Source organism: Klebsiella sp. KP20-425-1 (genome assembly GCF_025813515.1).
GTDB lineage: Bacteria > Pseudomonadota > Gammaproteobacteria > Enterobacterales > Enterobacteriaceae > Klebsiella > Klebsiella pneumoniae.
In genome coordinates this window covers 1,413,114-1,427,141 of the sequence record NZ_CP109614.1, presented here as the reverse complement: position 1 = coordinate 1,427,141, position 14,028 = coordinate 1,413,114, and the positions used below count along the sequence as shown (strand labels likewise).

Genomic DNA, 14,028 nt, shown 5'->3' with positions numbered 1-14,028 from the left:
TAATTAACGTTAGCGCCCGGACCGTCCGAGCGACGCTGCCGCTGTTGCGGCTCGTTTAGAAAATAACCTGAAAAAATTCATGTTGTCGAGAGGCCCGTTAAAAAATATTCCCTGGCATATAAAACGGGTATCGACTGCGCTAAATGCGGCAGTTCATGGGCGGAATAATCCCGGGTTGTATAAAAGTGGTAACACACTGATATCTTTCTTAACACAGAATATTATCGTTAATGGCGAAGACCGCCGCTATCGCGATGCTTTTTAATTAATCCCCTTTAAAAAGTGCGACTTTTCCGCTTTATGGTTCCACGGCTGGTCTTCTGCCGTCAGGTTTTTTATCATGTCCCTTTCTGGCCACTGACGCGGCGCACCCATGCACGAAATCTTTACTATGATGCTGGCGGTCTATGATCGTGCGGCCCTGATGCTTATTTGCCTCTTTTTCCTTATTCGCCTGCGCCTGTTCCGCGAACTGTTGCATAAGTCGGCCCATACTCCGAAAGAGCTGCTGGCGGTGACAGCCATTTTCTCGCTGTTCGCGCTATTTAGTACCTGGTCCGGCGTCCCGGTTGAGGGGTCCCTGGTGAACGTCCGCATTATCGCCGTGATGTCCGGTGGGATCCTGTTTGGTCCCTGGGTGGGCGCGATTGTCGGGGCGATTGCCGGCGTGCACCGCTATTTGATTGATATCGACGGCGTGACCGCAGTGCCCTGCTTTATCACCAGCATTGTCGCCGGCCTGCTGTCGGGGTTGATTAATCGTAAAGTGGCCCGCGAACAACGGTGGAAAATCGGCATTCTGGCGGGGATGATGTGTGAAACTCTGACCATGATCCTGGTGGTGGTCTGGGCGCCTTCCCTGAGTCTCGGCGTAGATATTGTTTCGAAAATTGGTATCCCGATGATCCTCGGCAGCGTCTGCATCGGCTTTATCGTGCTGCTGGTGCAGAGCGTTGAAGGGGAAAAGGAGGCCAGCGCGGCGCGGCAGGCGAAACTGGCGCTCGATATCGCCAACAAAACCCTGCCGCTGTTTCGACACGTTAACAGCGATTCTCTGCGCCAGGTTTGCGAGATTATCCGCCGCGACATTACCGCCGACGCGGTGGCGATCACCAATACCGAGCACGTGCTGGCCTACGTGGGCGTCGGTGAAGCCAACTATCAACGCCACGACGATATGATTAGCCCCACCACCCGGCAGGCGATTCGTTATGGGAAAATCATCATAAAAAACAATGACGAAGCCCACCGCACCCCGGAGATCCACTCCTTGATGGTGATCCCGCTGTGGGAAAAAGGGGTGGTGACCGGCACGCTAAAAATTTATTACTGCCACGCCCATCGCATCACTTCGACGCTGCAGGAGATGGCGATTGGCCTGTCGCAAATAATCTCCACCCAGCTGGAAGTCTCCCGCGCCGAACAGCTGCGGGAGATGGCCAACAAAGCGGAGCTGCGCGCCCTGCAAAGCAAAATTAACCCGCATTTTTTATTTAATGCGCTGAACGCGATCTCCTCCTCGATTCGCCTTAATCCGGACACCGCGCGCCAGCTCATTTTTAATCTGTCGCGCTACCTGCGCTATAACATCGAATTAAAAGACGATGAGCAGATTGATATCAAACGAGAGCTGTATCAGATCAAAGATTATATCGCTATTGAACAGGCGCGATTCGGCGACAAGCTGACGGTCATCTACGATATTGACGACGACGTCAGCTGCGTGATCCCGAGCCTGCTTATCCAGCCGCTGGTGGAAAATGCCATCGTTCACGGTATTCAACCCTGTAAAGGCAAAGGCGTGGTGACGATCGGCATTAACGAGTGCGGCAATCGGGTACGCATCAGCGTTCGCGATACGGGCAACGGTATCGATCCCGCCGTGGTCGCCCGCGTGGAAGCCGATGAGATGCCGGGTAACAAAATCGGCCTGCTCAATGTGCATCATCGGGTGAAACTTCTCTACGGCGAGGGTTTGCATATCCGCAATCTGACGCCGGGAACCGAAATCGCCTTTTATGTCCCCAATAACTCTACGCCGCAGGCGCTGACGGAGTCGCTGTTGTCATGAGCGGAGAAAAGATGAAAGTTATCATTGTGGAGGATGAGTTTCTGGCCCAGCAGGAGCTCTCCTGGCTTATTAACACCCATAGCCAGATGGAGATCGTCGGCAGCTTTGACGACGGCCTGGACGTGCTGAAATTTCTCCAGCACAACAAGGTCGACGCCATCTTTCTCGATATCAATATTCCGTCGCTCGACGGGGTTCTGCTGGCGCAAAACATCAGCCAGTTTGCCCATAAACCTTTTATCGTCTTTATCACCGCGTGGAAAGAACATGCGGTGGAAGCCTTTGAGCTGGAAGCCTTTGACTACATCCTGAAACCTTACCAGGAGTCGCGCATCATCAATATGCTGCAAAAGCTGACCACCGCCTGGCAGCAGCAAAATAACGCTGCTTCAGGATTAGCCAGCGCAGCGCCACGGGAAAACGACACCATCAATCTGATCAAAGATGAGCGGATCATCGTCACCAGTATTCATGATATTTATTATGCCGAGGCACATGAAAAGATGACATTCGTCTATACCCGCCGGGAGTCATTCGTCATGCCGATGAACATTACTGAATTCTGCAGCAAACTGCCCACCGCGCATTTCTTCCGCTGCCACCGCTCGTATTGCGTAAATCTCAGCAAAATTCGGGAAATTGAGCCGTGGTTCAACAACACCTATGTGCTGCGCCTGCGTGACCTGGAGTTTCAGGTTCCGGTCAGTCGCAGTAAAGTGAAAGAGTTTCGCCAGCTGATGAATCTGTAGAGAGCGGAAAGCACCGCCATCCGGGCTACGACGGTAGCCCGGGAGAAGAATGCTTAAAGCACCTGGCCCAGCGTCTGACGCAGATGCGCGCCGGAGCCCAGCAGGCCTGGGTTATCATGCACAATCAGGTAAACCGGGATATCCTGAACATAAGCTTTAAAACGGCCTTTGTCTTCAAAACCGCCGCGGAAACCAGAGGCTTTAAAGAACTCCAGGAAGCGCGGCACGATGCCGCCGGCGATATACACCCCGCCAAACGTCCCGAGGGTCAGCGCCAGGTTACCGCCGAAGCGTCCCATAATGACGCAGAACAGCGACAGCGCCCGACGACAGTCGGTGCAGCTGTCCGCCAGCGCTCGCTCGGTCACCTCACGCGGCTGCAGGTTCTCCGGCAGTCGGCCGTCCGATTTGACAATCGCGCGATACAGGTTGACCAGCCCGGGACCTGAGAGCACGCGTTCTGCGGAAACATGCCCCAGCTCGGCGCGTAGCTCTTCCAGAATGATCCCTTCTTCTTCGCTGTTCGGGGCAAAATCAACATGACCGCCTTCGCCCGGCAGGCTGACCCAACGCTTATCAACGTGGACCAGATGCGCCACGCCGAGCCCGGTCCCGGCGCCATAAACGGCGATCGGTTTGCCCGCTACCGGCGCACTGCCGCCAAACTGAATAAGGTGCTCAGCTTTCAGCATCGGAATGGCCATTGAAACAGCGGTAAAATCGTTAATTATCTCCAGATGGGCAAAGCCGAGGTTGCGCTTCATTTCGGCGATAGAGAAAGCCCAGGTATGGTTGGTCATCGCCACCCAGTCGCCGGTAATCGGGCATGCGATGGCGATACAACCTTCGTTGACCGTTACCTGATGCTCCTCGAGATAGACGCGCACCACTGCCTCCAGACTGGGGTAATCGAGCCCGGAATAGGTCTTTGCGCGAGAGATCTCTCCACTCGCCAGATCACATAGCGCCAGGCGGGCGTTGGTCCCCCCGACATCTCCTACTAAAGCAAATTTTGTCATTCCGTTACGGCTCCGCTAAAGTCAAAATAAATCTTTTGGCACACTGTAAATTCATGGCGGCTTAACAACAACGTCCAACGCGCAGACGCCCCTTGTTTAGCGACACAGGTCACATTTAGTTTGTAATCTATGCAAGGTAGCCTGTAAAGGACGCGCCGGATATCAGATGTCACCTTAACTTTATCGTTTCAGCACCATTTGCATCGACGGTCTCCGCTGACGAAGGCAAAGTAGTGCTCCAGCACTTTTACAAGGACATTTCCATGCTCCATCCTCGCGCCAGAACAATGCTGATCCTGTCGGTGCCGGCCATCCTGATAGGTATCGCCTGCAGCCTGATCCTGATCGTGGCGATGAAGGTTGCCGCGCTGCTGCAGCGCGTGCTGTGGAGCAATCTGCCCGCGCAGTTAGGGGTGAGCGCCGACAGCCCGCTGTGGATCATCGCCATGCTGACGGCGACAGGGATCGCGGTGGGTCTGGTCATTCGTTACAGCCCCGGACACGCCGGGCCGGATCCAGCGACCGAGTCGTTAATCGGCGCTCCCATTGCCACCGGCGCGCTGCCCGGACTCCTGGCCGCGCTGATCCTCGGCCTCGCCGGCGGCGTCAGCCTCGGCCCGGAGCATCCGATTATGGTGGTGAATATCGCGCTGGCTGTCGCCGTCGGCTCCCGACTGTTTCCGCGCGTCAGCTCGCTGGACTGGACCATCCTCGCGGCCTCAGGCACCATCGGCGCCCTCTTCGGTACCCCGGTTGCCGCCGCGCTGATTTTTTCGCAAACCCTCAATAGCAGCAACGATACGCCACTGTGGGATCGCCTCTTTGCTCCCCTCCTCGCCGCCGCCGCCGGCGCGTTGACGACGGGTCTGTTTTTCCATCCCCATTTTTCGCTGCCGATCCCGCACTATGGTCAGATGCGCTTCGTTGATATTCTCAGCGGCATTATCGTCGCCCTGATCGCTATCGCCGTCGGCATGGTGGCCGTCTGGTGTCTGCCGCGACTGCATGCCCTGATGCATCGGTTGAAAAATCCAATCCTGACCCTCGGTATCGGCGGGCTGCTGCTGGGGATCGTGGGGACGATAGGCGGGCCCTTAACGCTCTTTAAAGGGCTGGATGAGATGCAGCAGCTGGCCTTCAGCCAGACGCTAACCGCCGCGGATTTTCTGCTTATCGCGCTGGTCAAACTGGCAGCCCTGGTTCTTGCCTCAGCCAGCGGCTTTCGCGGCGGGCGAATTTTCCCGGCGGTGTTCGTCGGGGTAGCGCTGGGGCTGATGCTGCATGCTCATGTTGACGCGGTGCCGGCGGCAATCACCGTTTCCTGCGCGATCCTCGGCATGGTGCTGGTCGTCACTCGCGACGGCTGGTTGAGCCTGTTTATGGCCGCCGTGGTGGTCCCGGATACGACTCTGCTGCCGCTGTTGTGTATGGTGATGCTCCCGGCCTGGCTGTTGCTGGCCGGGAGACCGTTGATGATTGCCAAACGGCATACCGATTAAACGCGGCTGTTTCGCTCCTCAAGGGCCTGCGTCACCGCGCGCAGGAAATCGGGGATATCCATTTTCGGCAGCATCACTTCTACCAGGGTGAGGGTATCGGAGGTGATGCTCTCCGTCATCGCCTCCCGCAGTTCAGACGTCTGAGTGACCCGCCGGCAGCGCGAAGCAACGTCAGGGGCGAAGGCTTCCGGCAGCCGCTGCCAGTCCCACAGAGCGATGTCATTGTAGCGCTGCTCTGGACCATGAATCGCCCGTTCCACGGTATACCCTTCGTTATTCAGCAGCAGAATAAGCGGCTTTTGCTTATCACGCAGCATGGAGCCCATCTCCTGAATGGTCAGTTGGGCCGCGCCATCGCCGACAATTAGCACCACCCGCCGCTCCGCCGCCGCGGTTTGTGCGCCATAGGCGGCCGGGAGAGTAAAACCAATCGAGCCCCACAGCGGCTGGACGATCAGCGATGCTTCAGAGGGCAGCTTCAGCGCCGCAATGCCAAAGGCGGCCGTCCCCTGATCGGCGAGAATAATATCCCCCGGACGCAGGGCGCCCTGCACCGTCGCCCAGAAATTTTTCTGGGTCAACTCGCCTTCAGCGCCCTCCTCAGCCTCCGGCGCCACGACCTGAGGCGTAGCCCACTCCGCCGCCAGCGGGGCGGAAAGCGTCATCAGCGCGGCCAAAGCCTTATCCATCGGCACCCCGCTGAACCAGTGATCGCCCACCCTGACGGCGAAGGGCTGGATCTCAATAGTCTTTTCCCGCGCCAGATGTTGGGTAAATCCTGCGGTGATGGTGTCGGTGAAGCGCGTGCCAATGCAGATGATGGTGTCGGCGTTTTCAATCGCCTCCCGGGTCTGCGGCGCGCTGGCAATCCCGCTGTAGGTGCCGACAAACCCGCTCTGCTGCTCATCAAACAATCCCTTGCCCATGAGCATCGTCGCATGGGCGACAGGCGTTTTCGCCACCCACTCCCGGAGCGTCTTCTGCAGGCCATAACGTTGCGCCAGGAAGTCCGCCAGCAGGGAAATGCGTCGGCTGCCCCGCAGCAGGCGGCTGGCATGTTCGCAGAACCCGGCAAGCTGGTTTTCATCCGCCGGAGCGGGCTCTACCAGCAAGCGCTGGGCTGGGGCAATCGCTGCCGCTCTGGCGACATCGGCTGGCAGCATCAAATAGCCGGGGCGATGATGCGTCAACATATCGCGCAGCACACGGTCGATTTCATGGCAGGCGTTGCCGGCGGTCAGCAGCGCCTGGCTACAGGTGATCTGCTCGCTCATGCGGGCGAAATGGCGAAAATCGCCATCGCCGAGGGTATGGTGCAGCAGTTCGCCGCGCTGCTGGGCGCCGGTAGAGGGCGCACCGACGATATGCAATACCGGAATATGTTCCGCATAGCTACCCGCAATGCCGTTCAGCGCGCTCAATTCGCCGACGCCGTAAGTGGTCAGCAGCGCACCGGCCCCTTTGATGCGCGCATAGCCGTCAGCGGCATATGCCGCATTCAGCTCGTTGGCGCAGCCGACCCACCCCAAGGCGCTGTGCGCGATGACGCGATCGAGAAACTGTAAGTTGTAATCTCCCGGCACGCCGAACAAGCGGTCAATACCGCAGTCGACAAGGCGATCCAGCAGATAATCCCCAATAGTGTAGGTCGGTTGCATATCCATTATCCTCATTTTGGTGCAGGTGTAATTTGAGTATTGAATAAGCGATCCGCCTGTCCAGATGGGAGGTGATAATGGCAGTGTAAAGCAATAATTACGCAGAAAAAGCAGTGTACTCCACGCAGAACATTGTTTAGTGTAAACGTATACACAACCTGTTTTGTCGGCGGAGGAAGAATGGTTTACCAGGCAAGCACCACGCGATATCAAACGATGGAGTACCGTCGCTGCGGCCGCAGCGGTCTGCAGCTACCGGCCATTTCCCTTGGCCTGTGGCATAACTTTGGCGATGAAACGCGAGTGGAAACCAGCCGGCAGATGCTCCTGCACGCTTTTGACCTCGGTATAACTCATTTCGATTTGGCCAACAACTATGGGCCGCCGCCGGGCTCGGCGGAAAGCAACTTTGGCCGCATCCTGAAAGAGTCGCTCCTGCCTTATCGCGATGAGTTAATCATCTCCACTAAAGCAGGTTACACGATGTGGGACGGCCCTTACGGCGACTGGGGATCGCGAAAATATCTGGTAGCCAGTCTTAACCAGAGCCTTAAACGCATGGGGCTGGAATACGTCGATATTTTTTACCATCACCGGCCTGATCCACAGACGCCGCTGATGGAAACGATGCGTGCGCTCGATCATCTGGTTCGTCAGGGTAAAGCGCTATATGTCGGGATCTCCAACTATCCTCTGGCCCAGGCGCGGGAGGCGGTGAAGATCCTTAACGACCTCGGCACCCCCTGCATCATCCACCAGCCTCGCTACTCGATGTTCGAACGCGGCGTGGAAGAAGGACTGCTGGATTTTCTGCAGACGGAAGGGATTGGAAGCATAGCGTTTTCACCGCTGGCCGGCGGGCAACTTACCGACCGCTATCTCAACGGCATTCCGGCCGACTCGCGCGCCGCCAGCAGCAGTCGTTTTCTGCAGCCGGAGCAACTGACTCCTGCCCGATTAGAAAAAATTCGTCAGCTTAACAGGCAGGCGGAAGCGCGTGGGCAGAAGCTGTCGCAGATGGCGCTGGCCTGGGTGTTGCGCGAAGAGAAAGTCACCTCGGTGCTGATCGGCGCCAGCAAAACCGCGCAACTGGATGATGCCGTCGGCATGCTGCAGAATCGCCATTTCACCACCGAGGAGTGCGCGGCCATCGACGCTATCCTTGCGCTGTAAAGCAAATGTTACTTTAGCAAAAAGTGCTCTTTCCTGCGCTTTCGGAGTTCGTCCGATGCGGCGGGTCTTTACCGGCCCGTAATATCAGGTTAACAGGCCGCTTACGGCCCCGATCGTGAAGGAGAAGAGTATGTTCAGGTCACTGATTCTGGCAGCAGTACTGCTGGCCGCAGGGCCACTGGTCGCTAACGCTGGTGAAATCACCCTGCTGCCGTCGGTAAAATTACAAATAGGCGATCGTGACAATTACGGTAACTACTGGGACGGTGGCAGCTGGCGCGACCGTGATTACTGGCGTCGTCACTATGAATGGCGTGATAACCGTTGGCATCGTCATGACAACGGCTGGCACAAAGGCTGGTACAAAGGCAGAGATAAAGCCTGGGAGCGCGGCTATCGTGCTGGCTGGAACGACCGCGATGACCACCGCGGCGGCTGGGGACGCGGCCCGGGTGGGCGCGGTCACGGTCATGGACATGGCCATCACTAACAAACGAAAAGGGGAGCCCATCGGCTCCTCTTTACTTTATTCAGCATCAGGAATCAATTAATCCACCCCGAGCAGCGACCCCACTATTAACCAGCCGTTCAGGCTCACCACAATAGCGACTATCGCCCAGCCGATGCCTCTCACCCAACGGGTATTCACCAGGTCCCCCATCAGCTTCGCATTGCTGGTAAATATCAGCAGCGGCACCAGGGCAAGCGCAATGCCAAAGCTGAGCAACACCTGACTCATTACCAGGATGCGCGTAGGATCCAGCCCCAGCAGAATGACGACAAACGACGGCAGCATGGTGATCGCCCGGCGAAACCACAGCGGAATATGAAAGCGGATAAACCCCTGCATAACGACCTGACCTGCCAGAGTGCCCACCACGGTCGACGATAAACCGGCGGCAATCAGGCTGAGGCCAAAGATGGTCGCCGCCGCGTGGCTCAGCAGCGGCTCCAGCGTCATGTAGGCCTGATCGAGATCGGCGACGCCGGTATGGCCATTAAAGTGGAATGCCGCCGCAGCGGTCGCCATCATCGCCAGATTGACGAACCCGGCAATGGTCATGGCGATCGCCACATCCCAGCGGGTCGCGTTATAGCGTTCTTTTCGCGTTCCGCCATGCAGATGCTGGGTAAGCGAGGAATGTAAGTAAATGACGTGCGGCATGATTGTCGCACCCAGTACCCCGGCGGCTAAGAATACCGCCTCCCCGTTGGGCAGCGTGGGGATCACCAGCCCTTTCGTCAGAGGAGCCAGCGCGGGCTGGGAAAAGATCAACTCCACGACATAGGCCACGGCGACAAACAGCAACAATCCACCGATCACCTTCTCCAGTGGTTTTTGCCCGCGCCGCTGCAGCATCAGGATCAGAAAAGTCGCCACCCCGGTCAGCACCGCACCCTGCAGAAGCGATACGCCGAGTACCAGCTTAAAACCAATTGCGGCGCCGATAAATTCAGCCAGATCGGTGGCCATAGCGATAATTTCCGCCTGTACCCAGTAAAACCAGACAACAGGACGCGGGTAATGGTCGCGGATCTGCTCGGCCAGGTTTTTGCCGGTGGCAATGCCCAGTTTGGCAGAAAGCACCTGGATCAGCATCGCCATCAGGTTAGCCCACACCACGACCCACAGCAGCTGGTAGCCAAAGCTGGCGCCGGCCTGAATGTTAGTGGCGAAATTACCCGGATCGATATAGCCAATGGCAGCGACGAAAGCCGGGCCCATTAAGGCGAGCTTCACCTTGCGCGCGGCGCGACTACTGCTATTCTCAACGCGACTGCTAGTCATCTTCTGCCTCTGGAAATATAGCCTTTGCTATGTTTCATGCTATCAAAATGCGAATGATTATCAAGTTCATTTAGAATGGAGATAATGATTGCTGTGATAGAAGGGAACAATAGCTGGCCGGAAATGAAATACGGGCGTCAGAAAATGAGATCCAACCCGCTATTAAGAGTAGTACAAGAATGCAACTTTTAAAACCTTTACGTAACATAACAAAAGTGGATGTTGGATCACTATTTTTGCCATTGGTCACAGTTCCTTGCAATAGTGTGCAATTGATCTCGTTTTCTTTAAAGCCGTTGCATAGAATGTGCACGGAAATTTAACCTGCCTCATATTTGGAGCAACTATGGACCGCGTCTTGCATTTTGTCCTCGCGATCGTTGTGGTGGCTATACTGGCCCTGTTGGTCAGCCATGACCGCCAAAAGATCCGTATTCGTTATGTTGTTCAACTGCTTGTCATTGAAGTCCTGCTGGCCTGGTTCTTCCTCAACTCCGATATTGGTCTGGGTTTTGTGAAAGGATTTTCCGAGATGTTTGAAAAACTCCTCGGGTTTGCCAACGAAGGGACAAACTTCGTGTTCGGCGGCATGAACGATAAAGGCCTGGCCTTCTTCTTCCTCAAAGTTTTGTGCCCTATAGTCTTCATTTCGGCTTTGATCGGCATTTTGCAGCATATTCGTATCCTGCCGATTGTCATTCGCGCGATCGGTACCGTCCTGTCGAAAGTTAACGGCATGGGCAAGCTGGAGTCCTTCAACGCCGTGAGCTCGTTGATCCTCGGCCAGTCGGAAAACTTTATCGCGTATAAAGATATTCTCGGCAAAATGTCGCGCAACCGCATGTACACCATGGCGGCGACGGCGATGTCCACCGTGTCCATGTCCATCGTAGGCGCTTACATGACCATGCTGCAGCCAAAGTATGTCGTTGCGGCGCTGGTGCTCAACATGTTCAGCACCTTTATCGTTCTGTCATTAATTAACCCTTACCGCGTGGAAGAGAGCGAAGAAAATCTGCAGATGTCGAATCTGCACGAAGGTCAGAGCTTCTTCGAGATGCTGGGCGAGTATATTCTGGCAGGTTTTAAAGTCGCGATTATCGTGGCGGCGATGTTGATCGGCTTCATCGCGCTGATCTCGGCGCTGAATGCCCTGTTCGCCACCGTGACCGGTTGGTTCGGCTATAGCATTTCCTTCCAGGGTATCCTCGGCTATATCTTCTACCCGGTCGCCTGGGTGATGGGTGTGCCGGCAAGCGAAGCGCTGCAGGTGGGCAGTATTATGGCTACCAAACTGGTCTCCAATGAATTCGTCGCCATGATGGATCTGCAGAAAATTGCCTCGACGCTCTCCTCGCGCGCGGAAGGCATTATCTCTATCTTCCTGGTCTCCTTCGCCAACTTCTCATCTATCGGTATTATTGCCGGGGCGATCAAAGGTCTGAACGAAGAACAGGGCAACGTAGTTTCTCGCTTCGGTCTGAAGCTGGTGTACGGCTCCACGCTGGTTAGCGTGCTGTCCGCCTCGATTGCGGCGCTGGTTCTGTAACAGACGTCAGTCATCTGAGCCGGGCAATGCCCGGCTTTTTTTTGCCCGACATTCACCCAGCGGCTGTGGTTTACCGATCAGATAACCCTGCAGATAATTCACGCCCAGCTCCAGCAAGCGCGCTTTTTGCGGTTCGCTTTCGACATATTCCGCCACCACGCTCATCTGTTTCGCCCACGCCATCTCGACAATCGATTTCACCATGATGGCGTCCAGCGGGTCCGTGAGGATATCGCGGACGAAGCAGCCGTCAATCTTAATGATATCGGCCTGTAGATGTTTCAGACGTTCATAGTTCGCATAGCCGGTGCCAAAGTCATCAATAGCGATGGCGCAGCCAAACGCGCGCAACGCTTCAAGATTTTGCCGACTGGTGTCCGCATTAGAGAAGGCCTGCTCTTCGGTCACCTCAATAGTTATAAGTTCTGGCGAGACGCTATAGCGTTGAAACAGCGCGATAATCTGCCCTGCGCTGTTCTTTTGCATCAGAGTTGCAGGCAGCAGGTTGACCGAGAATCGCTGGCCGGGATGCTTATGGAGCATACTGAACAAGGTCTCCAGCACCAGCATGTCAAAACGTTGGCTGAGGTTAAACTGCACAATCAGCGGAATGAATCGGTCGGGCATAATGACGCTATCGCCACAGCGCATGCGCGTGAGGATCTCATGATAACCCTCCCCCTCCGGATTCTGAATCGGTTGCGCATAGAGCATCAGCGCGCGATCTTTGAGCACTTGCTTGACGCGCATAAGGAGGCGCACCTGCTCGGTAGTTTGATCCACCACCAGATCCTGCTCCTCGTCCAGCGCCAGCACCCGACGTTCACTGCCCGCCTGTTCGGAAAGCCAGCTTAGCTGGCCCAGCATCTGGTAAAGTCCCTCACCCTGGCCGTCATCGCGGCCCCAGGCCGCGCCAAACTCCAAATCCAGCGGCTGATTGTGCCAGCTGAACTTTTTGTGGTTGAGGACCGCGACCATATGGTTCAAGCGGGACGACGGCTCCGGCCCATCAAGCACGAGGATCAGTTCGCTGCCCGGTACCTGGAAGACTTTATCCGCCGCTCCCAGCAGCGGTTGCAGCGCCCGAATAATCTGCCGTTTACAGTCCACCCCCATCATCAGACCATAATGCCGACTGAGAAAGTCGAGATTATCAATACGCAGGCTGCAGATAGCCTGCTGAGGACAGCTCTGTAAATGGCTCTCCAGCGCGCGCAGGTTAGGCAAGCCGGTCAGCGGATCCTCTTCCGCCTGGCTACGCCAGCGGCGTTTGTTGCGGTCGCTGCGGGCATAGATGTCGGCCATATAAAACAAACAGATAGTAAAGGAGATCAGAACCGACAGCACAAAGGAGAGTGAATACTCGCTTTGCACCCCCTGGAGAAAGTTTTTGTTATATACCACCAGCAAAAAGGCCGAGACAGACCATGAAATACGCAATAGCGCATGGCCTATTCGACTGATACCGATAAAGTAGACAATAAAAATAACCGGAACTAAATAACCGGCAATAAATTCAGACTGATACGGCGCACACAATAGCGTTAATATCACCGCCAACGCGATAAACCAATATAGGGTAAAGGAGCGATATTGCGGTGCCAGCCACGGTAAACATTCCTGCTGCCAGAAACGTCGGGCGTAGCGCGGACTGATAATCATCCGCATTGGATAATAAAGAAACGTCGTAAAAATTAATGCCGCACTGATTAAACTTTGGATATCTATTACAGTATAAATCAACGGCATACTACCAAAGTAACTGGTAATAGCTAATGGAAACGCAAAATATTGTCCGGCGAGATACATGGTGATTTTCAGGAGCACCGGCGCGAAGAAGCCGCCCCAGAAGATCCGCGCCCCCATATGTTTTGCCGTTGGACCGCAGCGCCAGCGCTTCCCCACCAACAGTCGCAGAATAGCGCAGGAGACAAACACGGCGAACAGTTGACAAAAAAGTAAGATAAACGCCTGCGGCAGCGTTAATTTAATGAGAAAACTATTGGTGATGGCAAACGCGAGAATTAATGGCGCAATTGCATAGCGGCCAAAGATAAAAATAACAGAAAACATCACGCTGATTGGCAGCCAGGCAATATAAATAAGGTTGCCGTCAATTATCGTTTGCGGTGAAATAAAACGAGCCAGCGGAATAGCGACTAAACAAATGATAAAGGCCAATAGAGTTTTTTTGATATTAATGTTAATTTTATCAAGCATTATTGTTAATTAAAACTCCAGAAACCTCATCACGTTTAATGGGGGAAATGTTATGTTGCTTATTTAGGGCAGGCAAGGCGAATTATCAGGAAAAAGTCTGAAATTACTTTCGATTTTAATTGCTGGAGATTAACTGACGTAACCAGAAAGTGCTTTACATGAAACCCGCTAAAAACAAAAACCCCCGCCGAAGCGAGGGTTCTGAATTTTGGTGGAGCTAAGCGGGATCGAACCGCTGACCTCTTGCATGCCATGCAAGCGCTCTCCCAGCTGAGCTATAGCCCCACAGGACTTCTTTACG

At 55.1% G+C, this 14,028-nt stretch carries 12 protein-coding genes and 1 tRNA gene; 7 read left to right on the top strand and 6 right to left on the bottom strand.

The window, feature by feature from the left end; all coding sequences use genetic code 11:
* Positions 1–79 precede the first annotated feature (79 nt).
* Entirely contained in the window at positions 80–265 is a 186-nt protein-coding gene (locus tag OHJ17_RS07050) for a hypothetical protein (RefSeq protein ID WP_009486222.1), read from the top strand.
* Here OHJ17_RS07050 and OHJ17_RS07045 read toward each other — a convergent pair.
* Positions 262–375: a hypothetical protein gene (locus OHJ17_RS07045; RefSeq protein WP_004153200.1), complete on the bottom strand. Its 114-nt coding sequence runs from the start codon at positions 373–375 to the stop codon at positions 262–264. The genes OHJ17_RS07050 and OHJ17_RS07045 overlap by 4 nt on opposite strands.
* Here OHJ17_RS07045 and OHJ17_RS07040 point away from each other — a divergent pair.
* Both OHJ17_RS07040 and OHJ17_RS07035 read left to right on the top strand, forming a co-directional pair.
* Entirely contained in the window at positions 374–2,071 is a 1,698-nt protein-coding gene (locus OHJ17_RS07040) for a sensor histidine kinase (RefSeq protein WP_004149230.1), read from the top strand. The two genes, OHJ17_RS07045 and OHJ17_RS07040, sit on opposite strands and share 2 nt — an antisense overlap.
* A gap of 11 nt (positions 2,072–2,082) precedes the next feature.
* The gene (locus tag OHJ17_RS07035) at positions 2,083–2,820 is read left to right on the top strand and encodes a LytR/AlgR family response regulator transcription factor (protein WP_002913374.1); all 738 of its coding nucleotides are present in this window, start codon (positions 2,083–2,085) and stop codon (positions 2,818–2,820) included.
* A gap of 53 nt (positions 2,821–2,873) precedes the next feature.
* Here OHJ17_RS07035 and glk read toward each other — a convergent pair whose 3' ends face one another.
* Complete coding sequence (gene glk, locus OHJ17_RS07030; protein ID WP_002913377.1) at positions 2,874–3,839, bottom strand: glucokinase; 966 nt, start codon at positions 3,837–3,839, stop codon at positions 2,874–2,876.
* A 263-nt stretch (positions 3,840–4,102) separates the two neighbouring features.
* Here glk and OHJ17_RS07025 point away from each other — a divergent pair, with 263 nt between their 5' ends.
* Positions 4,103–5,338: an ion channel protein gene (locus OHJ17_RS07025; protein ID WP_004154521.1), complete on the top strand. Its 1,236-nt coding sequence runs from the start codon at positions 4,103–4,105 to the stop codon at positions 5,336–5,338.
* Here the strand turns inward: OHJ17_RS07025 and OHJ17_RS07020 are convergent.
* On the bottom strand, positions 5,335–6,996 hold the full coding sequence (locus tag OHJ17_RS07020; RefSeq protein ID WP_004159719.1) for an alpha-keto acid decarboxylase family protein: 1,662 nt from the start codon (positions 6,994–6,996) through the stop codon (positions 5,335–5,337). The genes OHJ17_RS07025 and OHJ17_RS07020 overlap by 4 nt on opposite strands.
* Positions 6,997–7,176: 180 nt before the next feature.
* Between OHJ17_RS07020 and mgrA the strand changes: the two genes are divergently transcribed.
* Together mgrA and OHJ17_RS07010 are read left to right on the top strand one after the other, a co-directional pair.
* Entirely contained in the window at positions 7,177–8,169 is a 993-nt protein-coding gene (mgrA, locus tag OHJ17_RS07015; protein ID WP_004174934.1) for an L-glyceraldehyde 3-phosphate reductase, read from the top strand.
* A gap of 130 nt (positions 8,170–8,299) precedes the next feature.
* Positions 8,300–8,659 carry a DUF2502 domain-containing protein gene (locus tag OHJ17_RS07010; protein WP_002913419.1) on the top strand — a complete coding sequence of 120 codons (360 nt, stop codon included), beginning with the start codon at positions 8,300–8,302 and terminating at the stop codon, positions 8,657–8,659.
* Between the two features lie 57 nt (positions 8,660–8,716).
* Here OHJ17_RS07010 and OHJ17_RS07005 read toward each other — a convergent pair whose 3' ends face one another.
* Positions 8,717–9,958 (bottom strand): Nramp family divalent metal transporter, encoded by a 1,242-nt coding sequence (locus OHJ17_RS07005; RefSeq protein WP_002913421.1) that lies wholly within the window; start codon positions 9,956–9,958, stop codon positions 8,717–8,719.
* Between the two features lie 346 nt (positions 9,959–10,304).
* On the opposite strand from OHJ17_RS07005, the gene nupC reads away from it, so the two are divergent.
* The gene (nupC, locus tag OHJ17_RS07000) at positions 10,305–11,507 is read left to right on the top strand and encodes a nucleoside permease NupC (protein ID WP_009486216.1); all 1,203 of its coding nucleotides are present in this window, start codon (positions 10,305–10,307) and stop codon (positions 11,505–11,507) included.
* A 6-nt stretch (positions 11,508–11,513) separates the two neighbouring features.
* Here the strand turns inward: nupC and OHJ17_RS06995 are convergent, their stop codons facing one another.
* On the bottom strand, positions 11,514–13,727 hold the full coding sequence (locus OHJ17_RS06995) for an EAL domain-containing protein (RefSeq protein WP_032433411.1): 2,214 nt from the start codon (positions 13,725–13,727) through the stop codon (positions 11,514–11,516).
* Positions 13,728–13,936: 209 nt separating this feature from the next.
* A tRNA-Ala gene (locus OHJ17_RS06990) sits at positions 13,937–14,012 on the bottom strand.
* Positions 14,013–14,028 lie beyond the last annotated feature (16 nt).